This window comes from Janthinobacterium sp. TB1-E2, from assembly GCF_036885605.1.
Classification (GTDB): Bacteria; Pseudomonadota; Gammaproteobacteria; order Burkholderiales; family Burkholderiaceae_D; genus Janthinobacterium; species Janthinobacterium aestuarii.
The window spans coordinates 2,528,417-2,550,036 of record NZ_CP142523.1; the positions used below are offsets into that span (position 1 = coordinate 2,528,417).

Here is a 21,620-nt window from a genome sequence, read left to right on the forward strand (position 1 = left end):
AGCGCTGGAAAGGAGGGCCCATGCAGCGCCGCCCCCTGCTCAAGCTTGCCGCCCTGTGGCCGTTGGGCGCTGCCGCCGCCGGCAAGTCGTCGCCGCTGGCCGCTCGTGTATCCGCGCCACCAGGCGATCGATGATCCGCAGCAAGGCTATGTGACGGCCCTGCTGCTGCAGGCGCTGGCCCGTTCGGGCCAGGCCTATGCCTTGCGCCGCTCCGCGCTGCGCATGGTGCAGACGCGCGCCATGCAGGAAATCGCCACGGCGTCGGGCAGCGTCGACGTCGTCTGGACGATGACGAGCCGCGCGCGCGAAACGCAATTGCTGCCGGTGCGCATCCCCATCGACCGTGGCCTGATCGGCTGGCGAGTGGCCCTGATCCACGCGCGCCAGCCGCAACTGCTGCGCGACGTGCGCAGCATCGCCGCCCTGGCGCGGCTGTCGGCCGGCCAGATGAGCGACTGGCCCGATTCCGCCATCCTCCAGGCGAACGGCTTGCGCCTCGATACTTCGAGCACCTATGAAGGCCTGTTCCAGCAACTGGCGGCGGGGCGCATCGACTACTTTCCCCGTTCCGTGATCGAGGCGCAAAGCGAGCTGGCCAGCCATGCGCAATTGCCGCTGGCGCTCGATACTCACCTGGTCATTCGCTACCCGGCCGCGCTGTACTTTTTTGTCGGCAAGCACCGGCCGGAACTGGCGCGCCATATTGAAATCGGGCTGGAGAAAATGCTGGCCGATGGCAGTTTCGCGCAGCTGTTCCAGCGCCATTTCGGCCGCCTCGCGCAGGGCCTGAAGCTGCCCCATCGTTACGTGCTGGAGCTGGCCAATCCCGACCTGCCCGAAGAGACGCCGCTGGCGCGCAAAGCACTTTGGTATCGTCCAAAACATTACTAATAGTTTTATTGATCAGTGTCAAACAAGCGCTTCAATCGTGCGCACGATGTTTGATGAAACGCAAAGCGAGTTCAACAGAACACCTGTTGACATAAATAGAATCTTCGCCGAACATAATTCCACGTTGCAACACTTTTGCAATACGTTCCCAGCACAAGCGGTGATACGCAGGTGTCGTGTGGGACCCGTGCGCCCGTTCAACAGCCAGCTGCCGCCAGCCGCCGAACGCTCTGTTCCCTTGTAACCATCCGTTATCTTTTCGAAGGTTTGCCCATGCTCGAGTCGATCACGTCGGTATTGCACCAGGTGCCGGAACTGGCCCTGTTCCTGGCGCTGGCGCTCGGTTATGCGGTAGGGCAGATACGCTTCGGTCCCATCCAGCTGGGCGGCGTGTGCGGCACCCTGATCGCCGCGCTGCTGATCGGCCAGCTGGGCATCACCCTGGACGCCAGCGTCAAGAACGTCTTCTTCATGCTGTTCATCTTTGCCCTCGGCTATGCGGGCGGTCCCCAGTTCTTTGCCAACCTCAATGCCAAGGGTTTGCGCCTGGGCCTGCTGTGCCTGATCGAAGTGGTGGTGGTGCTGGCGCTGGTGCTGCTGGCCACGCGTTTCCTGGGCCTGGACCAGGGCACGGCGGCCGGCATGATGGCGGGCGCGGCGACGGAATCGGCCGTCGTCGGCACGGCCACGGACGCCATCTCGAAACTGGCGCTGCCGGCCGGCCGCATCGCCGAGCTGCAGGCCAACGTGGTCACCGCGTATTCGATCACGTATATCTTCGGCCTGATCGCCATCGTCATCGTCACCAGTCAGATTTTTCCGCTGCTGCTGCGCGTCAATCTGCGCGAGGAAGCCGATAAATTGTGGGAAAAGATGGGCGGCGCGCAGACCGATGGCGACGGCGTGCAGGCGACGCCGGAAATGGTGGGCCGCGCCTACCGCATCAGCCGCGGCGCGGGCCGCCGTCTCGACGCCTTGCAGCATATTTTCGCGGGCCGCGCCAGCATCACGCGCGTGCGCCGGCATGGCAAGGTATTGCCCTTGGAACCCGCGCTGCGCCTGCGCAACAACGACGAAGTGCTGGTGATCGGCCACCGTCCCGCGCTGGTGGCGGCCGAAGCCATCCTGGGCGAGGAATTTGCCGACACGACGGGCTTGAACATGGCGGTTTCCGCCGTCGAAGTGGTGCTGCAGCAAGCCGCACTGGTCGGCCAGCCCTTGCGCCAGCTGGCCTTGCCTTCGGGCGTGCACGTGGCGGCCGTCGTCCGTGGCGAGCACAGCATGCCGCCGCTGCCCGATCTGTCCCTGCAGCGCAACGACGTGCTGCGCCTGTACGGCACGACGGAAGGGCGCGAACTGAACACGGCGTTGGCCGCCATCGGCAAGCGCGTGCCGACGGGCGACCGCAGCAATATCGTCTACGCCAGCATCGGCATCGTCTTGGGTGTGTATATCGGCGGCTTCAGTGCCAAGCTGGGCGGCATCCCGTTTTCGCTGGGCACGGGCGGCGGCGCCTTGCTCACAGGCCTCGTGTTCGGCTGGTACCAGGCGCGCAAACCGGGCATGCCCGGCATCCACCCCAGCGCGCTCGACATGATGAAGGATATCGGCCTGGCCACCTTCATCGCCTGCGTGGGCCTGGCGTCGGGGCCGCAGGCGATCGATCTGATCCGCCAGTACGGCCTGTCGCTGCCGCTGATGGGCGTGCTGATCGCCGTCATCCCCGCTTCGCTGTCCCTGCTGGTCGGTCACTTTTTCCTCAAGCTGGAAGCGCCCGTGCTCTTGGGCGCCATCGCCGGCCAGCAGTGCAGCACGCCGGCCCTGTCCGCCGTGCAGAACGCGGCCGGCAATTCCACGCCCTTGCTCGGCTACACGATTACCTATGCGATTTCGAACGTGGTGCTGCCCCTCTTGGGGCCGCTGATCGTGGCCCTGGCCGGGTCGGTGCACGCATGAACAGCTTGCAAGAGCACAAGCAGTAAAGAATTCCTTCAACATGAAAGGCGGTCCGCATGGAATGGTTGCATGAGTTATTCAAGAAGTCGCCTGAAATTGCCTTGTTTCTCTCCCTGGCAGTGGGTTATTACATCGGCAAGATCAAGTTCGGCTCGTTTCAGCTGGGCGGGGTAGCCGGTTCATTGCTGGTGGCGGTACTCGTCAGCCAGGTAGGCGTCGCCATCGATCCTGGCGTCAAGTCGGTGCTGTTCGCGCTGTTCATTTATGCGGTCGGCTATGAAAGCGGACCACAGTTCTTCAATTCCCTGGGGCGCCAGTCCGTGCGCGAAATCATCCTGGCCGTCGTGCTGGCCGTGACGGCGCTGCTGACGGTGGTCATCCTGGCCAAGATGTTCGACCTGGACAAGGGCCTGGCGGCCGGCGTGGCGGCGGGCGGCTTGACGCAGTCGGCCATCATCGGCACGGCAGGCGACGCGATCACCAAGCTGGGCCTGGCGGCCGACGAAGTGGCGCGCTTGCAGGGGAACGTGGCCGTCGGCTATGCCGTGACCTATGTGTTCGGTTCGTTTGGCGCCATCATCGTTTGCGTCAACATCTTGCCAAAGCTCATGGGGCGCACCATCCGCGAAGATGCGATCAAGGCGGAAACGGCGCTGCAGGCGGGCGTGCAAGTGCTGGGGCCGGGCCAGACGCCGGCCGCACCCGACTTGATTGGCCGCATCTACGACGTGGGCCCCGGTGCCGGGCGTTCCGTCGAGGAGATCGAAAGCGCCCATCCGAACACGGCCATTACCATCGAGCGCGTGAAACGCAATGGCCAGATCATCGACGTCAGCCCGGACCTGGTGCTGGCGGCCGACGATATCGTGCTGCTGGTGGGCCGGCGCGAAGCCATGCTCAGCGTGTCTTCCCAACTGGGCAAGGAATTGCTTGCCGTCGAAGGCATGGAACTGGTGATGCAGCGCCGCGACATGGTGCTGACCAACAAGGCTTACCACAACAAGACGGTGGGCGAGATCCGCAGCGCGACGGCGCCGGGTGTGCGTCACGGCATCTTTGTCGTGCAACTGAGCCGTATGGGCAAGATTTTGCCCATGCAGGCGGAAACCGTCGTGCAGACGGGCGACGTGGTGACCATCTATGGCGCCGAACAGGACGTCAAGCGCGTGGCGGCCGAAGTGGGCTATATGATCGTGCCGAGCGCCAAGACGGACTTTGTCTACATGGGCGCCGGCCTCGTCGTCGGCCTGCTCGTGGGCTTGCTGGTGGCGCGCATCGGCTCGATTCCGCTGACCCTCGGCAGCGGCGGCGGCGTGTTGCTGTCGGGCCTGGTATTCGGCTGGTTCCGCGCCAAGCGCCAGACGTTCGGCTACATGCCCAGCGGCGCCGTGCAAATCCTCAAGGATTTGGGCCTGGCCGGCTTCGTTGCCGTCGTCGGCCTCACGTCGGGACTGCAAGCCGTGCAAACCGTGCGCGAACATGGCCTGACACTGTTTGGCGTCGGCGTGGTGGTCACCATCCTGCCGATGATTTTGACCATGCTGATCGGCCGCTACATCTTGCGTTATGACAACGTGGCCGTGTTCGCGGGCGCCTTGTCCGGCTCGCGCAGCGCCAATCCCGCGTTCGGCGAAGTGCTGAACGCGGCGCAAAACTCGATTCCCACCGTACCGTTTGCCATCACGTATGCCTTGGCCAACGTTTTCCTGACCTTGCTGGGGCCGCTCATCGTGGCCTTCGTCTGAGTCTGCACGTATTTGCAAGAACCCTGCACATTGTCTGTCTAAAGGAGTAGCAAAAATGGATTTCAGTAACCCAAGCAAACTCGCCCTGTTGAGCCCATTCGAATTGAAGGATGCGCTGATCCAGACGGCCAAGCAAAGCAACCGTTTGATGCTCAATGCGGGCCGCGGCAACCCGAATTTCCTGGCGACCACGCCGCGCCACGGCTTCTTCCAGTTCGGCCAGTTCGCCATGACGGAAGCGGAACGTTCCTATGTGTACATGGACGACGTGGGCGGTTTCCCTACGCGCGACGGCATCGAGGCGCGCTTTGAAATCTTCGTGCGCAAGCATGAAGGCAACCCGGGCGTGCATTTCATCGAGGCGGCCGTGTCGTACGTGCGCGACCAGCTGGGCTTGAGCGCGGGCGACTTCCTCTACGAGATGTGCGAAGCCATCCTCGGCTGCAACTATCCCGTGCCCGACCGCATGCTGCGCCTGTCCGAGAAAATCGTCGGCCAGTATATCCACCGCGAAATGGTGGGCGACCATCCCTTCGTCGGCAACTTCGACATGTACGCCGTCGAAGGCGGCACGGCCGCCATGACGTATCTGTTCGCCAGCCTGAAATCGAACCACATCATCCAGGAAGGCGACACGATCGCCCTGGGCATGCCGATCTTCACGCCGTACATCGAGATTCCCCAGCTGAACGATTACAAGCTGAACACCGTGCACATCGATGCGCCGCAATCGAACAACTGGCAATTCACGAAGAAGGAGCTGGACAAGCTGCTCGATCCGAAAGTAAAAGCTTTCTTCCTCGTCAACCCCAGCAATCCACCGTCCGTCAAGATCGATGACGAGACCCTGGAATACATCGCCAAGATCATCAAGAAGCGCCCGGACCTGATCATTTTGACCGATGACGTGTACGGCACTTTTGCCGACAATTTCGTCTCGCTGTTCGCCATCTGCCCGTTCAACACCATCCTCGTGTATTCGTTCTCGAAATACTTCGGCGCGACGGGCTGGCGCATGGGCGTGGTGGCCACGCATGAAGACAATGTGCTCGACGCCAAGATTGCCAAGTTGCCGGAAACCATCAAGAGGCAGCTCGATGCGCGCTACCACTCGATCACGACGGAGCCGCGCGCGCTGAAATTCATCGACCGCCTGGTGGCCGACAGCCGCACCGTGGCGCTGAACCACACGGCCGGCCTGTCCACGCCCGTGCAGGCGCAGATGACCCTGTTCTCCCTGTTCTCGCTGATGGATGAAGAGCAAAAGTACAAGCAGTCGATGAAGCGCATCGTGCTGCGCCGCAAGGAAGCGCTGTACCGCGAACTGGGCTTGCCGATGGTGCACGACGCCAATTCCGTGCGCTATTACCACTTGCTGGACATGGAATCGCTGGCCGCGCAGATGCATGGCGTGGAGTTTTCGCAGTGGCTGCTGAAAAAGCTGAAACCGAATGAAGCGCTGTTCCGCCTGGCCGAGGAAACGGGCGTCATCCTGCTGCCGGGCCGCGGCTTCGGCACCACGCACCCGTCCGGCCGCGTATCGCTGGCCAACCTGAACGAATACGACTACGCCAACATCGGCCGCGCCATCCGCAACATGGCATCCGAGTTCTTTGCCGTGTTTGAAAAGGAAAAAGAGAAGGGTAGCAAGAAGGCGAAGAAATAATTAGTTTGGTAAAGGCTTGACCGCAACGGGCGCCCCGCAAGAGGCGCCCGTTTTCATGTGCCAGTCCAGGTAACCAATAGTGCAGGCTGGAATGGACATCCGTAGATATAATTGCTATTGTGAAAGTATAAACATGGCAACCCCGTGCTTTCCCCTCATTCATTGACTGGACGCTACATGGGCAGATTGCAAGGACACTTATCATTATTGCTGGCCAGCGCGCTGGGCGCGGCCATGCCCGCCCAGGCGGAACCGCTGACCTTTAACGAAGCACTGCAGCAAGCGGCCAAGGCTTCGGGCGCCGTGCAGGGCGCCGCGCTCGACGTACGGGCAAAAACACTCAAAGCCGAGGCGCTATCGAATATCGATGGTCCATCCGTGGACTTGACGGCGTTTCGCGGCCGTTTGTCGACGGACTTGAATATCGATACGAGCGGCCTGGCCGGCGTGGTGGGCGGCATCGAATCCGTGCTGCCGCCGATTCCCGGCTTGCCCACGCCGCATATTCCCAATTCCCTGAACCGCGAAGTGGTGACGGATTTGACGTCGTTCGGCTTGCTGGGCATGTGGCCCATCTACACGGGCGGGCGCCTGGACGCCGTCAAGGGCCTCGCATCGAGCCTGACCCTGGCCGCGCAGGCCGAGCGCACGGAAGCGGAAGAGCAGCTGGCCACCCTGGTGGCGCAGCGCTATTTCCAGTTGCTGCTGGCCAAAAGAGTGGTGGCCGTGCGGGCCGAAGTGACGGCCGGCGTGACGCAGCACCAGCGCGACGCGGCGAAGCTGGAAAAGGGCGGCCTGATTTCGCGCGCGGAACGCCTGCGCGCCGACGTGGCTCTCGACAGCGCCCGCAGCGACGAGGCGCAGGCCCGCAGCGACGAGGAAATCGCCCAGGTGGCGCTCGACCGCTTGCTTGCCGTCAACACACAAGTGCTTCCCAGCACGCCGCTGTTCGTCAACAGCTTGCCGGTCGGTACCTTGCAATCGTTTATCAGCACGGGCATGCGCGAAAATGCGAACTGGAAAAAGATCGACAGCAAGCGCGTGCAGGCCGAGCAAGCGTTGAAGCTGCATGGCAAGGAATACGCGCCCACCGTGTTTGCCATCGGTAACTACAATTTGAACCGAGGCAATGAAAAAATCGTGCGCTCGAACTGGGCCATCGGCCTGGTCGTGTCCGTGCCGCTCGTGCACCGCATCAATACGGGCAAGATGATCGCCGCCGCCAAGCTCGACCAGGAGCGGGTGGAAGTGGTGGCGCGCCAGGCCGAGCGCGACATTCCCACCCTGATCGAAAAGAACTGGCGCGCGCTGGAAAACGCCCGCATCCAGTATTTGTCAACGGCCTCGTCGGTCGAACTGGCGCGCGAGAATATCCGCTTGCAAACGGTGGCTTTCCAGCAAGGGCAGGTGACGTCGCTGGAAGTGGTCGACGCGCGCCTGAACCTGGCCAAGGTCGAGACCCAGCGCGCGCAGACTGCCTATAACTATGTGATGGGGCTGGCGCAATTGCTGGAAGCGACGGGCGAGACGCAACGCCTGGGCAGCCTGGCCGCCGCGGCCGATATCCAATTACCTGTGGACAAATAATAATGAGTACCTCCAAAAAACCCTTGGCCATCGGCGCCGCCGTCATCGTGCTGGCCTTCGTCGGCTGGGGCTTGTACCAGGCCTTCCAGCCGCAGCGCCTGCCTTTGCAGGGACAGATGGATGCGCAGGAAGTCAATGTCTCGTCTAAAGTGCCGGGCCGGGTGGGCGAGCTGTACGTCAAACTGGGCCAGACGGTGCCGAAAGGTGAGCTGCTGTTCCAGCTGACGAGCCCGGAAGTGGATGCGAAGATCGCGCAAGCGACGGCCGCCACGCAAGCGGCCGATGCCGTGGCGCAAAAGGCGCAAGCCGGTGCGCGTCCGGAAGAAGTCGCGGCCGCGAAAGCCAACTGGGAGCGGGCGCAGACGGGGGCCACCATTGCCAAAACGACGTACATCCGCGTCAACAATATGTACGAGCAAGGCGTGATCGCCCAGCAGAAACGCGACGAGGCGCAAGCGCAATGGCGCGCCGCCGACCAGCTGGCGCAGGCTGCCCGCGCGCAATATGACATGGCGCAAAAGGGCGCCCGTCCCGAAGACAAGACGGCGGCCGCCGCCCAGGCGCGCCAGGTGGGCGCGGTGCTGACGGAAGCGCAGGTCGCCCTGGCCGAAACGAAGATTGCCGCGCCTGTGGCCGGGCAGGTGAGCAAGATCCAGATACAGCCAGGCGAGCTGGCGCCGCAAGGTTTCCCCGTGATCACCCTGGTGAACCTCGACGACGCCTGGGCCGTGCTGCAGGTGCGCGAAGATGAAATGGCCGCGTTTGGCATGGGCAGCACGCATACGGCCAATGTGCCGGCGTTGAAACAGCAGGTCAGCTTCAAGGTCAGCTCCGTGGCCGTGCTGCCGGACTTCGCCACGTGGCGCGCGGCCCGTCCGGGCGGCACGGATTTGCGCACGTTTGAAATCCGCTTGCGTCCCGCCATCAAGGTCGAGGGCTTGCGTCCGGGCATGTCGGTCGTGTTTCCACCGCTCTGATACTAGATGAACGAAGCGGATAAAGAGCCGGTTTCGGCGCTGGCACGCGAGTGGCGGCGCTTGCGCGGCGACTTCTGGGACTTTGGCATGCTCAGCTGGATTCCGGTCGTGCTGTGCGGCATGTTGTGGCTGGTGTTTTCCGCCGGCATCGCGCGCGACTTGCCCATCGTCGTCATCGACAACGATAACTCCACCTTGTCGCGCCAGCTCACGCGCTGGCTCGACGCCTCGCCCGGCATCAAGGTGGCGGCGAAAGTGGCGTCCAGCGACGAAGCCTTGCATCGCTTGCGCGAGCGCACGGCGTTTGGCTACCTGCTGATCCCGAACGATTTCGAGCAGAAATTGCTGGGCGGACGCCAAGCCACCGTGCAATGGTTGTACAACGCGCAGTTTTCCTCGCACGCGGGCGCCTTGCTGCGCGACGTGCGCACGGTCAGCACGACCTTGTCGGCCGGCATCGAGATGACGGCGCGCGCGAAAAAAGGCATGTCGGGCGTGCAGGCTGCCGCCCAGTTCGAACCGATACGCACGACCTTGAACAGTTTATACAACGAAAACATCAGCTATGAAGCGTTTCTGACCCTGGCCCTGATGCCGGCCATGCTGCAGATTTTCATCGTCGTCGCCGTCGTCACGAGCATAGGCCGCGAGTTGCGCGACGGCACGGCGCCGCAATGGCTGGCCTCGGCCAGTGGCAGCTGGCTGCGCGCCATCGGCGCCAAGCTGCTGTTTCCCCTCATCGCCTATTGCGTGCTGGCGCTGCTGTACTTGCTGTTCTTCAGCCTGGCGCGGGGCTGGGCCGTGGCAGGCAGCTTGCCGGCGTTACTACTGAGCATGCTGCTGCTGGTGCTGGCCTATTGCGGCCTGGCCACCTTGCTTATCGCCGCGACCTTGTCGCTGCGTCTGGCGCTGTCGGGCGCGGCCTTCATCACGGCGCCGGCCTTCGCGTTTGCGGGCCAGGCCTTTCCCCTGATGGCCATGCCGGCGCCGGCCCGCGCTTGGGCGGAAGCCTTGCCGCTCACGCATTATCTGCAGCTGCAAACGAAATACTGGCTGGCTGGTGCGCCATGGCGTTATGGCGTACAGGAAATGCTGATACTGGCCGGTATCGCCATCGGCTGCGGCGCCGTGGGCGTGTTCCTGCTGGCGCGCCGCGCGAATGCGCCTGCCGCCTGGGGACGCACATGATGTGGAAATCCTTCCTCGCCACTTGGCGCGCCATGCTGACGGACAAGGGCGCGCTGACCTTGCTGTTCATCGGCGGCATCATCTATTCCTTCTTTTATCCGCTGCCATACTCGACGGAAATCGTCCAGCGCGTGCCCGTGGCCGTCGTCGACCAGGACCGCAGCGCCATGTCGCGCCAGCTGACGCGCTTTGCCATGGCCCATCCGTCGCTGCAAGTGATCGCCGTCACGCCGGACCTGCCCGTCGCACAGGATTTATTGTGGCGCGACGAGGTCATGGGCGTGCTGATCATTCCCGACGGCTTGCAGACGGACGTGCTGGCCGGCCGCGCCGCCCACGCGCAAGTGGCGGGCAACGGCTTGTATCTGATGCTCAACAAGGTGGCCCTGAATGGCCTGGCCGAAGTGGTGGGCACGGTGTCGGCCGGTATCGAATTGAAACGTCTGGGGGCGGGCACACCGTCGGGCATCCAGGCCAATGAGCAGCGCTCGCCCATCGCCTTCGACGCCGTGCCCCTGTTTAACGTCAAGGAAGGCTATGGCGCGTATGTCGTGCCGGGCGTGGCTACTCTCATCGTGCAGCAGACCTTGCTGATCGGCATGACCATGCTGTTCGGCACCTGGTACCAGCGCAAGAGTTTCCCTGTGGCCGGCACGCGCACGGCGGGCGGATATATGGGCATGCTGCTGGCGTTTGCCTGCGTGGCGTTTTTGAACTGCTGCTATTTCTTCGGCTTTGTCTTCTGGTTCCAGGATTATCCCCGTGGCGGCAACTTCGGCGGCATGCTCTTGTTGCTGGTGCTGTTCTCGCTGGCGGAAGCGGCCTTCGGCATGCTGCTGGGCATGCTGTTCCGCACGCGCGAACGGGGCACGCAGCTGATGATCGCCACCTCGATGCCCGTGCTGTTCCTGGCGGGCCTGACCTGGCCCGTGTCGTCCATGCCCGTCGTGCTGCAATGGCTGCGCTGGCTGCTGCCATCGACGGCCGGCATCCAGGGTTTTGTCGCGCTGAACCAGATGGGGGCCTCGCTGTATGAAATCCGCCATGAAGTGGCGGGCTTGCTGGCCCTACTGGTAGCCTGCGTGGCGCTGGGCTGGTGGCGCTGGCGCGCCGAGACGCCAGCGCCCATCGTCCAACAACGGTGATCACGCAACTAGGGAAAGAGCTGGAGCCCCAACTGCCGTATCGTTAACGACGGGATCCATCATGCTTTCTGCAATGCCGCCAGCAGCAGCTGGCAAAAACCGTCACGCACCGGGTCGGGCAGGTTGTCATTGGCCCGCAGCAGGCTGTCGACGCGGGGCAGCGGTGCCAGCCGTTCCAGTACCACGTGCCGGTGCACGCCCTGGCCCAAGTTGCGTTCATTGACCACCGCCATGCCCAGGCCGGCGGCAACGGCGGTCAGCATGCCCGCCACCGATGGGCATTCCAGGCCCACGCTCCAGGCCATGCCGGCCTGGCCCAGCTTTTCCTCGGCCAGACGGCGGTAAAAGCAGTGCGGCCCGTAGGTGATCAGCTTGACGGTCTCTCCCGGCAAAGCCTGCTCTGCCGTGGCTGCGCACCAATGCAGCGTTTCTGTCCATAACAGCGCGTCACCCGGCGCCGCCTTGCCGGCAAAATCCTGGTGCAAAATCACATCGAGCACGCCGTCGGCAAAGCGCTCGCGCAATACCTGGCTTTGCTCCACCACCAGCTGCACATCGACCTTGGGGTGGTGATGCGAGAACTGCGACAGCACCGCGCACACGTCGGCCAATGAAATCTGCTCCGTCACGCCAATGCGCAGCCGGCCTTGTATCGCCGATGGCGAAAAATGGGCGACGGCGTCATCGTGGGCGTCGAGTATGTTGAGCGCATGCCGCAGCAGCACGGCTCCCTGGTCGGTCGTGCCAAACAGCCCGCCGCTGCGCGCCAGCAACTGGCAATCGAGCTGCTGCTCCAGCCGCTTGATTTTCCAGCTGACGGCCGACTGGCTCAGATGGAGCAAGCTGGCGGCCAGGCTCATGCTGCCGGTTTGTACCACTGCCCTGAACACACGCAGGGCATCGACGGATAGACGTAAATTCATGGGTTATGACAAAAGTTGGATTGAAAGTAAAAAGAATGTCACTGGCGTCATGTCCAGTCTAGCCTTAGCCTGCAGGTTCTGCAAACAAAAGGACATCTGATGAGGAGTCAAGAACCGCTGTTGAATGGCCACGCCCTGATCCACGGCCAGCGTATCGCCACCGGCATCCATGGCGCAGGCACGCCGCTGGTGCTGGTACATGGCACGCCGGCGCACAGCATTATCTGGCGCGAACTGGTGCCGCTGTTCGTCGATGCCGGTTTCCACGTGCACCTGTATGACTTGCTGGGCTTCGGACGATCCGAGCGGCCCGTCGAAGCCGACACCTCGGTAGCGGCGCAGGTGACCTTGCTGGCTGCCTTGCTCGACCACTGGCAACTGCCGACCACCCACTTGTTCGGCCACGATATCGGCGGCGCCATTGCACTGCGCCTGGCGTTCGACCATGCGGCGCGCCTGCGCAGCTTGAGCATCGCCGACGCGCCCAGCTACGATTCCTGGCCATCGCCTACCTGGAAGCATCTGCGCGATGACTTCGCCCGGTATGCTTTGATGCCGGCCAGCGAGCATCGCGCCACGATGGCGCGCCAGCTGGGCATGGCCGTTTTTCACAAGGACACGATGCAGGGCGAGCTTTTGCGGTGTTACCTGGAGCCGCTGTGCGGCGTGGTGGGGCAGCCCTCGTTTTACCAGCACCAGGTGGCGCACTATAACGCCTGCCATACGATGGACTTTACCGAAAAACTGCCGCAGTTGACCTTGCCGGTACAGGTCTTATGGGGCAAGCAGGACGAGTGGCAGCCGGTCGCGTATGGCCATCGCCTGCAGCGCGATATTCCCGGCGCCACCTTGCACCTGTTTGACGAGGCCGGGCACTTCCTGATGGAAGATGCGCCAGCGGCCGTCGCGGCACAAGTGATCGCGTTTATTCATCAGATGGAGAGGAGGGGACCATGATATTGATCGGAATGCTCGATTCGCCTTACGTCAGGCGCGTTGCCATTGGCATGAAAGTGCTGGGCCTGGAATATGAACACCGGCCCCTGTCGGTGTTTTCCGATTTCGACCAGGTACAAGCGATCAATCCTGCCGTCAAAGTACCGACCCTGGTCACCGGCGACGGCCAGGTGCTGATGGACTCGACCTTGATCCTCGCATATCTGGAGGCGCTGGCCCAGCATGCTCCCCGCATCAGGCCGGAGCCTGCACGCCTGCGCGCGCTGTGCCAGACCAGCTATGCTTTGGCGGCCTGCGACAAGGCCGTGCAGATCGTCTATGAGCGGCGCTTGCGCCCGCAGGAAAAACAGCACCAGCCCTGGCTGGACCGGATCCAGCTGCAATTGCATGGCGCCTGGCGGCAGCTGGAAGCGTCATTGCGCGAAGAGGCGCCGGACTGCCTGAGTATTGCCGGCATCACCATTGCGGTGGCCTGGAGTTTTGCTCAGCAGATGGTGCCCGACGTGATGGCGGCCGGCGACTATCCGGCCGTGGCCGCGCTGACGGCGCAGGCCGAGCGGCAGCCGGTGTTTCTGGCTACGCCGATGGCGGGCTAATCTGCTTTCATCCGAACCGGTCATTGCAGGCGGCTTGTGCAATAATTTCATTTCCTTAACGGAAGAGTATTGCCATGCCGTCTTTTAATCTGTTCCAGCGCCTGTCCCAGGCCCCCACCAAACCCAAGTCCGCGCCCGTTGCGCGGCAGTTCGACGTGGCCGACCTGTACCAGGGACCCATCGCGCTGGGAGCGGAAGGCGAGACGCAAGCGCGGCCTTTCGATGAAAAGCTGCGCCAGGCCTACTTCTGGATCGTCAACCACGCCATCATCAGTCCCCATTACGATATCGAATACAACGACGGCCCGTCGCAGACGTATTCCGTGGGCGATAGCCGCCGCACCCTGAATTTGCCGTCGGCGCAAAGCTATTCCAGTTTCATTCTGCTGCCGTTGCTGACGTTCGCCACGCGCCGCAAATGCCTGTTCGTCGGCGGGCCGGGGCGGGGCAAGACGGCCAGCGCCTTGCTGATGGGCGTTCTGGCCGGCTCCACCGTCAAGGAAGTCAAACGCGCCATGCAGCATGGCCACCCGCAGATGACGGTGGCCGATTTGCTGGGCAATCCGCTGCCCGCCGATCTGGTGAACGCGCAAAGCATGGACGATATCCGCATCGCCTGGCGCGCCTGGCTGGGCATGCGCGTGAAAATCGTCGATGAATACAACCGCATCCCTACGCGCACGCAAAGCGCGCTGCTCACTGTCATGGGCGACAATTACGCGGAAGTGCTGAACCATATTTACGAATGCCCGGAAGCGGCCTGGTATCTGACGGCCAACGACGACCAGGGCGGCGGCACCTACCAGGTGATCGAGGCGCTGCGCGACCGGGTCGACGTGACGGTGCAGGCGCTCGCTTTCAATCCGCGTTTTTTAAATGAACTGCTGCTGCGCGTGGAAGAAAACGTGCGCCCCGAAGAGCTGGTGCCGCCCGATATCATCTTCACGGAAGGGGAGGTGGACCAGATCGGCGAAGCGATCCGCCAGGTGGGTATCCCCGACGCCGTGCGCCGGCGCCTGGAATTCTTCGCCAGCCAGTTCGAGCTGTTCGAGACGGCCGGCGGCCAGTTCGAATACATGACCAAGGACACGGCTCGCCTGGCCGGCGCCGACCGGGGGCAGGCGCAGGCGGCCGACAATGGGCGTGACCGCCTGAAAGACCTGGGCTGCCAGACCTTGAACGGCATCTCCGTGCGCACCCTGATGGCGCTGATGATCTACGCCAAGGCAATGGCGTATTTCCGCGGCAATGGCGAGGTGGAGCTGGAAGACTTGCGCCAGGTGCTGCCATTCGTCCTGCATAACAAGCTGCAGCCGGACCCGGACGCGCCATTTTTCGCGCTGCCGGAAAACGCCGCCTACCGCAGCGACAGACTGGGCTGGCTGCGCCGTTTGTTCGACCTGTCGAATGATGAATTCAACCGCCTGGACCTGGACCGCGACGATCCTGTCGGCGTGCTGTCGGCCGAATTCGACCTGGGCCTCGACGGCGTCAGCGAACGCGAAACCCTGGCGCGTTTGAACCGCATCGAAAAGCTGATCGCCGAACGCACGAAGGGGAGAAAACTGTATGGTCCCCTGTACGACGACCTGTTGAAGCTCAAGTACCTGCACCAGCGCTATACCAACTACCGCAGCTGGCTGCGTTCGCAATGAGCGTCCTGCGTTGTCAAGGCTTCCTGGAAGCGCTGGCCCTGCTCAATGGCGAAGCGAGCGACCTGTGCGCGAGCTACGAGCTGCGGCGCCTGCCCGATGCGCCCGATCTCGCCACGGCGCTGGGCTTGCGCGTGGAAGATCATGCCTTGCACGTCATCGCCCCCGCGCGCGATTTGCGGGCCGCGCTGTGGCACATCAAGACGGTGCCGTGCGGGCGCGCGCAGCTGGAGCAGGTGTGCCAGCGCTGGTTTTTCTCGTCGCGGCACATGCAGGCGGCGCCACCGGGGCGCTTCCGCGCGCAGCTGGTGGCCTCCTTCATGGAATCGATCGACGACGCGCTCGGTGGATTTTCCCTGCACGCCGTGACGATGACGCCGCCAATGTGGTACGCGATCCACTGGGACGAGATCGCGTTCGAGCGTGATGGCGAACGCTATCTGCTGCACTTGTCGCACAGCGACTGAAAGGCTGCGATGATTTCTCCTGCCTTCGCCTCGATACTTGCCAGCGGCCGCGCCCAGTTCAATGCGCGCGCGGCGGAAGCGCGCCGGCGTTTCCCCTCGCTCGACATGGCCGCCTTCGGCGCCTTCTTGCACGACGGCGTCGATCCGCTGGTGCTGGCCGTGGCCGCCGCTGCGCCCGAGCGCGTGGGCGGCGCCACCCTGGCCGCCTATGACATGGCACTGGAACTGGTGGGCCACGGCCTGGCCGGCCCCGCGGCGAAAAACCCGTTCCTCAATACCGTGTGGTGCGAACTGGCGCCGTTGTTTGCTCCGCTGCTGGCGACGGCCCCCGTCGACGTGCTGGGCATGCTCAGCAACGCCGCCATCCACATCGCCTCTGTGGCTGGCGCGCGGCCCGCGCAGTGGCAGTGCGAGCTGGCCGCCGTGGCGCCGCAAGTCGGCAGCGTCGCGCAGCTGCGCGCCATGGGCCAGGTGCTGGCCTGGCGCGCCGGCGTCGCGCATTTCCGCCAGGGCGCGCTGGCCGCCGCCGACACCTTGCCGCCCGCGCTGGCGCTGGCCGCGTTTGGCGAGCCGGGTGCGCAATGGCCGCAAGTGCATGCGCAGTTGCTGGACTATCCCTGGCGCGGCAATCCAGAGGGCAGGGAGTTCGGCAGCTTCAGCGGCCTCGGTGGCGACTTCGGCACGCCGCCGCAGGTGCGTGCAACAAACGACGGTTTTGTCGTGCGCAGCGCCGAGCGCCATTACCTGCTGGTGGCCGACGCCTATGGCGCCGTGCTGCACAGCGCCACGGCGCAGGAGTATGAGCAGGCCACTACCGGCATGCCATCGTCCGTGCGTCTCGATGGGGCGACCGTGCACGTCGGCGCGCGCAGTATCGCGCTCGACCTGCCGGCCGGCGACATCGCGCTTGCCGCGAATGCGCACACGCTCGCCATCACGTCGCCGTGGACGCACGCGATCCGCCTGCTGCCGCTCGCATGAAGACGACCGCCGACACGGTACTGATCGACAGCTGGCGCGCCGCCTGGCCCGAGGCCCTGGCCGTGTGGAGCAAATTTACGCGCTTGCGCGACCCGAACCTGTGCGCCAGCCGCGTCGAAGCCAGCAAGCAGGGCTTGTCCGGCAGCTTCGCCATGATCCGCTTGCTGGACCAGAGCGTCGTGGTGGACTTGCCGCTGGTGACGGAGCTGGGCCTGCAAGACTATGCGCTGGAAGTGCTTGCCCATGAAATCGGCCACCATATCCTCGCGCCGGGCAGCGCAAGCGACCAGTTCCGTCTGCTGGCGCGCATGCGCCGCGCCTTGCCGACCCTGGAGCAGCACGCGCCCATGGTGGCCAATCTGTACACGGACCTGTTCATCAACGACCGTTTGCAGCGCCAGGCGAACCTGCGCATGGCCGATATCTACCGCAAGCTTGAGCAGGGACGCTCTGTGGACGCCAAGGCCAGCGGCGGTGTATGGACCCTGTACATGCGCATCTATGAAAACCTGTGGCAGCTGGAAAAGGGTGAGCTGGGCGGCGGCGAGGCTGACGAACGGCTGGACACGGACGCCTGGCTTGGTGCGCGCCTGATACGCGTGTATGCGAACGACTGGATGCTGGCGGCGGGCCGCTTCGCCACCTTGCTGCTGCCTTACCTGGTGGAAGACACGGACGCTCTGAGCCCGAGCCGCTATCTGCTCGACACGCGCGATGCGGCCCGTGGCTGCCAGACGTATGGCGCGCAGCAGATCGAGGATGACGAGGAGGACGGTGCCATCCATCCCGTGCACGACAAGCGCATCTCGGGCCTCGATGGGGATGAGCCGCCTGCCGAGCCGGCGGCCAGGCAGGGCGGCGGCCAGCTGCGCGAACCGTTCGAGCTGGGCGACATTCTAAAGGCGTCGGGCGTGGACCTGAGCGACCATGAAATCGCCATCCGCTATTACCGCGAGCGGGCCTTGCCGCACCTGGTGGCGTTCCCCAGCCGCCCCGCGCCCGAATCGCAGGAACCGCAGATGGAAGGGCTGGAACCGTGGGAAATCGGTGACCCGCTCGAAGACATCGACTGGCTGCAATCGGTGATGCAGTCGCCACGCCCCGTGCCGGGCGTGACCACCGTGCGCCGCGTGTATGGCCGCGAACCGGCGCGCGCCATCGACGCCGTGCCCGTCGACCTCGATATGTACGTGGACAGTTCCGGTTCCATGCCGAACCCGCAGGCGCATACCTCGTTTTTGACACTGGCTGGCGCCGTCATCGCGCTATCGGCCTTGCGCGCCGGCGCGAAAGTGCAGGTGACCCTGTGGAGCGGCAAGAACGAGGTGATGCAAACGCCGGGTTTCGTGCGCGATGAAGACATGATCCTGGGCGTGCTGACGGAGTTTTTCGGCGGCGGCACATGCTTCCCCATCCACCGCCTGCGCCAGACCTATGCGGCAAAGCGCGAACGGCCCGCGCACATTTTGATGATTTCCGACGATGGCATCACCACGATGTTCGACAACGATGAACTGGGCAACAGCGGCTGGGATATTTCCGCCAAGGCGCTGGCGCAGGGGGGCGCGGGCGGCACCATGGCCCTGAACCTGGAGCGCGAATGGGAGGGCGCGGCGGCTAACAAGTGGCTGCAGAAAACCTATGACGACTTGAAGCGCGCGCGCCGCGAGCAGGGCTGGGATATCCACGCCGTCGAGCGCTACGAGGACTTGCTGGACTTTGCACGGGCGTTCAGCCGGCGCCACTATGTTTAAATCCGGGGTCAGACCCGCCGGGTCTGACCCCAGCCTTTGCTTTTGGGGCTAAATTTGCGCATCACTGTATTAAGAAAAGGCCCATGAATATCTCTGGTCCCCACCTCGAAACCCTGACCCACCGCCTGGCCGACACGCCCGTCGAATTCCTCGCCGAGCCCCGCATTGCCGGCGTCGCCAATGCGCAGGCCGTGGCCGTTGCCGCGCTCGTCAACGACATTTTGCTGCTGCATGGCGCCCGTGCGCCGGCCGCGTCCCTGCACGGGTTTATCGGCGCGCAGGTGAAGGCGGACCGCAACCGGCTGGCGCTGGCCATGATCGTGTGCTGGCTGCTGGCCGACGACTGGTTCACCGGCCAGCAATTGCCGCAGCCAGCCTTGCTGCAGGTGCTGGGCGAGGCGGCACGCGAACTGGCCGCTGCCACGCCGGCCCACCAGTTCACGCAAGACCCCGAGCGGCGCGAGGAACTGGCGCGCATCGTGCTGGCGCGCCTCGGTTTTCGGCCCCGCGACGAAAGCGTGGCGCAGGCGACGGACAGATTGTCCGCCATCAGCGGCACGGAACGCCGCCGCCTGCTCGAAGCGAGCCGGCTGGCCGAGCAGCGCGCGCGTGAAATCCGCGAAGCGCTGGCGAAGAAGGCGGCCGAGGAATCGGCCGACAAGTGGTCGCGCGAATGACGCTCGCTGGCAAACCTGACGTCAACCTGCCTGGCGGCGCCTGGGAATCGGACCGCGACTACTGTCCCACCCTGACGCCGGCGGGCGCGCGCATGCTGGCGCACTTGCGCAATCATCCTAGCGCCCCTGTCTACCGCAACCGCAGCGGCAACAAGCTGCTGGCAGCGGAGGTGGAATCACTGCGCACCTACGAGCAGGAAGTCATGGACGCGGTAGTCGCTTGGGGCGCCGATGCGCCGCCGCCCTGGCTGGCCGATTTTCTCAGGACCGTCTATGCCACCGTGCCGCATTACCGCGCCTGCGGCTCGCCACCCGCGCGTCTCGCGGACGTGGCGCCCATCAGCCGCGCCGAGCTGGCGCACGACATCGCCGCCTTCGTGCCCGACGATGCGGACCTGGCGCGCATGATCAACTTCCAGACGACGGGCACCACGGGCCATCCGCTGCTGATCGCTTCGCACCCGCTGGTGGCGGGCCGTTACCTGGCCTTCCACAAGCGCGCGCTGCGCCGCTTCGGCGTGACCCTGCGCCATGGAGCGGGACAGGTGGGCGTGATGCTGCTGGGGCACCAGCGCAGCTGCTTCACCTATGTCTCCGTCACGCCGACGATGCATGAATCGGGCCTGGCGAAGATCAATCTGCACGTGGACGACTGGCGCGACCCTGACGACCGCGCGCGCTACCTGGACGCCATGGCGCCGGAGCTGATCGCGGGCGACCCCATCTCGTTTGCCGAACTGCTGGCCCTGCCCATGGCGCACAAGCCGGCCGCGCTGATGTCTGTGTCGATGATGCTGTTGCCCGGCATGCGCGCGCGCCTGGAAGCGCGTTTCGGCTGCCCCGTGCTCGACATCTATTCGCTCAATGAAGTGGGGCCCGTCGCCGTCTACGACGAACAGGCGGGCGGGCATGTACTGCTGCAGCACCGGCTGTACGTGGAAATCCTCGATGCTGCGGGCCAGCCCGTGCCCGAGGGCGCGCGCGGCGAAATCACGGTGACGGGCGGCTTCAATTTCTGCCTGCCCCTCGTGCGCTACCGCACGGGCGACTACGCTTCGCTGGCGCATGGCCCGCACGGCCCCGTGCTGGTGGGGCTGGCGGGACGCAGCCCTTTGCGCTATCGCACGGTCAACGGCGAATGGATCAATAATATCGACATCACCCACGCCCTGAAACCGCTGGCCATCGCCCTGTTCGGCGTGCACCAGCATGGCGATGGCGCCATCGCACTGCGCCTGGCGCCGGGCGCCATGCCGCAGGCTGACCGGGCGCGCGCCTTGCTCGCGCCTTTTTTCGGCGCCATCACGGTCGAGACTTTGCTGGCGGAAGACAAGATCATTCAATACACCTCGGATTTGCAGGAAGCGGCAGCATGAACCTTTACAAGCGCGGTCTCGTGGTCGGCAAATTCTGCCCGCTGCACCAAGGCCACGAACTGTTGATTCATCGTGCGCAAGACGCCAGCGAAGAACTGCTGGTGGTCAGCTACACGAAACCTGAATTTCCCGGCTGCGAGCCGACGCGCCGGGAACGCTGGCTGCGCGCGCAGTTCCCGCAGGCGCAGATCGTCGTACTGGACGATGCGCGCCTGGCTGCCCTGTGTGCGGCGCGCGGCGTGCCTGCGCGCTCGCTGCCGCATAACGACGACGATGGCGAGCTGCATCGCCACTTCATGGGCTGGTTGTGCTGGACGGTGCTGGAACTGCCTGTCGATGCCGTGTTTACCAGCGAAGATTACGGCCCCGGCTTCGCGCGGGTGCTGGAACGGCATTATGCGAGCGGGCCGGTGGCCCACGTGAGCGTGGACCAGGCGAGAACGTTGGTGCCCGTGTCCGGCACCGTGGCGCGGCAAGATCCGCATGCGCACAGCGCCTTCCTGTCGCCGATTGTGCGCGCCGATTTTGTCACGCGCGTGTGCGTGCTCGGTGGCGAATCGAGCGGCAAGACCACCTTGACGGCCGCGCTGGCGGCGCATTTCGAGACGGCCTGGGTGGCCGAGTATGGCCGCGAATTGTGGGAAAGTCAGGATGGTATTTTGGTTTATGATGATCTGCTGAAGATCGGCCGGGAACAGCTGCGCCGCGAAGCGCAGGCGCTGTTGGCCGCGCGGCGCTGGCTGTTTTGCGACACCTCGCCCATGACCACGTATTTCTACTGCGTCGAGATGTTCGGCAAGGCCGAACAGGAACTGGCGCAGCTGGCCGAACACCGCTACGACCTGGTGCTGCTGTGCGCCCCCGATTTTCCCTTCATCCAGGATGGCACGCGCCGCGACGAGGATTTCCGTGCGCGCCAGCATGCGTGGTACCAGGCCGAACTGGCGCGGCGGGGGATTGTCTATGTCAATGTGTCAGGCACGGTGGCCGAGAGGGTCAGGCAAGTCGCCCAGTTGCTTGCGCGTAGGTCGGATTAGGCCCGAAGGGCCGTAATCCGACATCACCACATACGTCAACAATGT

Annotated in this window: 18 protein-coding genes; 17 read left to right on the forward strand and 1 reads right to left on the reverse strand. The window is 64.1% G+C overall.

The window, feature by feature from the left end:
• Positions 1-105: 105 nt before the first annotated feature.
• The 8 genes from OPV09_RS11445 (at position 106) to OPV09_RS11480 (ending at position 11,155) form a co-directional block, all read left to right on the forward strand.
• A complete protein-coding gene (locus OPV09_RS11445; RefSeq protein WP_338681743.1) occupies positions 106-891 on the forward strand; it encodes a transporter substrate-binding domain-containing protein in 786 nt (261 codons plus the stop codon).
• 273 nt (positions 892-1,164) lie between these two features.
• Complete coding sequence (gene aspT, locus OPV09_RS11450; protein WP_338681745.1) at positions 1,165-2,847, forward strand: aspartate-alanine antiporter; 1,683 nt, start codon at positions 1,165-1,167, stop codon at positions 2,845-2,847.
• Between the two features lie 56 nt (positions 2,848-2,903).
• Positions 2,904-4,592 carry an aspartate-alanine antiporter gene (aspT, locus tag OPV09_RS11455; protein ID WP_034757016.1) on the forward strand — a complete coding sequence of 563 codons (1,689 nt, stop codon included), beginning with the start codon at positions 2,904-2,906 and terminating at the stop codon, positions 4,590-4,592.
• A 55-nt stretch (positions 4,593-4,647) separates the two neighbouring features.
• Positions 4,648-6,258: a bifunctional aspartate transaminase/aspartate 4-decarboxylase gene (locus OPV09_RS11460; protein ID WP_338681747.1), complete on the forward strand. Its 1,611-nt coding sequence runs from the start codon at positions 4,648-4,650 to the stop codon at positions 6,256-6,258.
• A 177-nt stretch (positions 6,259-6,435) separates the two neighbouring features.
• Positions 6,436-7,845, forward strand: a complete 1,410-nt coding sequence (locus OPV09_RS11465) for a TolC family protein (RefSeq protein ID WP_338681748.1) — start codon at positions 6,436-6,438, stop codon at positions 7,843-7,845.
• Between the two features lie 2 nt (positions 7,846-7,847).
• On the forward strand, positions 7,848-8,822 hold the full coding sequence (locus OPV09_RS11470; RefSeq protein WP_338681750.1) for an HlyD family secretion protein: 975 nt from the start codon (positions 7,848-7,850) through the stop codon (positions 8,820-8,822).
• Between the two features lie 6 nt (positions 8,823-8,828).
• Positions 8,829-10,010: an ABC transporter permease gene (locus tag OPV09_RS11475; protein WP_338681752.1), complete on the forward strand. Its 1,182-nt coding sequence runs from the start codon at positions 8,829-8,831 to the stop codon at positions 10,008-10,010.
• The gene (locus tag OPV09_RS11480; protein WP_338681754.1) at positions 10,007-11,155 is read left to right on the forward strand and encodes an ABC transporter permease; all 1,149 of its coding nucleotides are present in this window, start codon (positions 10,007-10,009) and stop codon (positions 11,153-11,155) included. Before OPV09_RS11475 ends, OPV09_RS11480 begins: the two co-directional genes overlap by 4 nt.
• 59 nt (positions 11,156-11,214) lie before the next feature.
• Here OPV09_RS11480 and OPV09_RS11485 read toward each other — a convergent pair whose 3' ends face one another.
• A complete protein-coding gene (locus tag OPV09_RS11485) occupies positions 11,215-12,078 on the reverse strand; it encodes a LysR family transcriptional regulator (protein WP_338681755.1) in 864 nt (287 codons plus the stop codon).
• A gap of 99 nt (positions 12,079-12,177) precedes the next feature.
• Between OPV09_RS11485 and OPV09_RS11490 the strand changes: the two genes are divergently transcribed.
• The 9 genes from OPV09_RS11490 (at position 12,178) to OPV09_RS11530 (ending at position 21,575) form a co-directional block, all read left to right on the forward strand.
• Positions 12,178-13,035 (forward strand): alpha/beta hydrolase, encoded by an 858-nt coding sequence (locus OPV09_RS11490; protein ID WP_338681756.1) that lies wholly within the window; start codon positions 12,178-12,180, stop codon positions 13,033-13,035.
• Positions 13,032-13,631 carry a glutathione S-transferase gene (locus OPV09_RS11495; protein WP_338681758.1) on the forward strand — a complete coding sequence of 200 codons (600 nt, stop codon included), beginning with the start codon at positions 13,032-13,034 and terminating at the stop codon, positions 13,629-13,631. Before OPV09_RS11490 ends, OPV09_RS11495 begins: the two co-directional genes overlap by 4 nt.
• 74 nt (positions 13,632-13,705) lie before the next feature.
• Positions 13,706-15,286: an AAA family ATPase gene (locus OPV09_RS11500; RefSeq protein ID WP_338681761.1), complete on the forward strand. Its 1,581-nt coding sequence runs from the start codon at positions 13,706-13,708 to the stop codon at positions 15,284-15,286.
• Positions 15,283-15,750 (forward strand): hypothetical protein, encoded by a 468-nt coding sequence (locus OPV09_RS11505; protein WP_338681762.1) that lies wholly within the window; start codon positions 15,283-15,285, stop codon positions 15,748-15,750. Before OPV09_RS11500 ends, OPV09_RS11505 begins: the two co-directional genes overlap by 4 nt.
• A 9-nt stretch (positions 15,751-15,759) precedes the next feature.
• Positions 15,760-16,731, forward strand: a complete 972-nt coding sequence (locus OPV09_RS11510; RefSeq protein WP_338681763.1) for a hypothetical protein — start codon at positions 15,760-15,762, stop codon at positions 16,729-16,731.
• The gene (locus OPV09_RS11515; protein ID WP_338681764.1) at positions 16,728-18,485 is read left to right on the forward strand and encodes a VWA domain-containing protein; all 1,758 of its coding nucleotides are present in this window, start codon (positions 16,728-16,730) and stop codon (positions 18,483-18,485) included. The genes OPV09_RS11510 and OPV09_RS11515 overlap by 4 nt, the downstream gene beginning before the upstream one ends.
• Positions 18,486-18,568: 83 nt before the next feature.
• The gene (locus OPV09_RS11520) at positions 18,569-19,162 is read left to right on the forward strand and encodes a hypothetical protein (protein WP_034757062.1); all 594 of its coding nucleotides are present in this window, start codon (positions 18,569-18,571) and stop codon (positions 19,160-19,162) included.
• Positions 19,159-20,538, forward strand: coding sequence for a capsule biosynthesis protein CapK (locus OPV09_RS11525; protein WP_338681766.1), 1,380 nt, complete (start codon positions 19,159-19,161; stop codon positions 20,536-20,538). Before OPV09_RS11520 ends, OPV09_RS11525 begins: the two co-directional genes overlap by 4 nt.
• Complete coding sequence (locus OPV09_RS11530; RefSeq protein ID WP_338681768.1) at positions 20,535-21,575, forward strand: AAA family ATPase; 1,041 nt, start codon at positions 20,535-20,537, stop codon at positions 21,573-21,575. The genes OPV09_RS11525 and OPV09_RS11530 overlap by 4 nt, the downstream gene beginning before the upstream one ends.
• Positions 21,576-21,620 lie beyond the last annotated feature (45 nt).

What these genes read in the sequence shown, in the direction of transcription:
- OPV09_RS11485 (WP_338681755.1), bottom strand. Translation starts at nt 12,078, where the DNA reads ATGAATTTACGTCTATCCGTCGATGCCCTGCGTGTGTTCAGGGCAGTG.
- OPV09_RS11505 (WP_338681762.1), top strand. Translation starts at nt 15,283, where the DNA reads ATGAGCGTCCTGCGTTGTCAAGGCTTCCTGGAAGCGCTGGCCCTGCTC.
- OPV09_RS11515 (WP_338681764.1), top strand. Translation starts at nt 16,728, where the DNA reads ATGAAGACGACCGCCGACACGGTACTGATCGACAGCTGGCGCGCCGCC.
- OPV09_RS11525 (WP_338681766.1), top strand. Translation starts at nt 19,159, where the DNA reads ATGACGCTCGCTGGCAAACCTGACGTCAACCTGCCTGGCGGCGCCTGG.
- OPV09_RS11470 (WP_338681750.1), top strand. Translation starts at nt 7,848, where the DNA reads ATGAGTACCTCCAAAAAACCCTTGGCCATCGGCGCCGCCGTCATCGTG.
- OPV09_RS11490 (WP_338681756.1), top strand. Translation starts at nt 12,178, where the DNA reads ATGAGGAGTCAAGAACCGCTGTTGAATGGCCACGCCCTGATCCACGGC.
- OPV09_RS11460 (WP_338681747.1), top strand. Translation starts at nt 4,648, where the DNA reads ATGGATTTCAGTAACCCAAGCAAACTCGCCCTGTTGAGCCCATTCGAA.
- OPV09_RS11530 (WP_338681768.1), top strand. Translation starts at nt 20,535, where the DNA reads ATGAACCTTTACAAGCGCGGTCTCGTGGTCGGCAAATTCTGCCCGCTG.
- OPV09_RS11475 (WP_338681752.1), top strand. Translation starts at nt 8,829, where the DNA reads ATGAACGAAGCGGATAAAGAGCCGGTTTCGGCGCTGGCACGCGAGTGG.
- OPV09_RS11520 (WP_034757062.1), top strand. Translation starts at nt 18,569, where the DNA reads ATGAATATCTCTGGTCCCCACCTCGAAACCCTGACCCACCGCCTGGCC.
- aspT (WP_338681745.1), top strand. Translation starts at nt 1,165, where the DNA reads ATGCTCGAGTCGATCACGTCGGTATTGCACCAGGTGCCGGAACTGGCC.
- aspT (WP_034757016.1), top strand. Translation starts at nt 2,904, where the DNA reads ATGGAATGGTTGCATGAGTTATTCAAGAAGTCGCCTGAAATTGCCTTG.
- OPV09_RS11495 (WP_338681758.1), top strand. Translation starts at nt 13,032, where the DNA reads ATGATATTGATCGGAATGCTCGATTCGCCTTACGTCAGGCGCGTTGCC.
- OPV09_RS11510 (WP_338681763.1), top strand. Translation starts at nt 15,760, where the DNA reads ATGATTTCTCCTGCCTTCGCCTCGATACTTGCCAGCGGCCGCGCCCAG.
- OPV09_RS11480 (WP_338681754.1), top strand. Translation starts at nt 10,007, where the DNA reads ATGATGTGGAAATCCTTCCTCGCCACTTGGCGCGCCATGCTGACGGAC.
- OPV09_RS11500 (WP_338681761.1), top strand. Translation starts at nt 13,706, where the DNA reads ATGCCGTCTTTTAATCTGTTCCAGCGCCTGTCCCAGGCCCCCACCAAA.
- OPV09_RS11465 (WP_338681748.1), top strand. Translation starts at nt 6,436, where the DNA reads ATGGGCAGATTGCAAGGACACTTATCATTATTGCTGGCCAGCGCGCTG.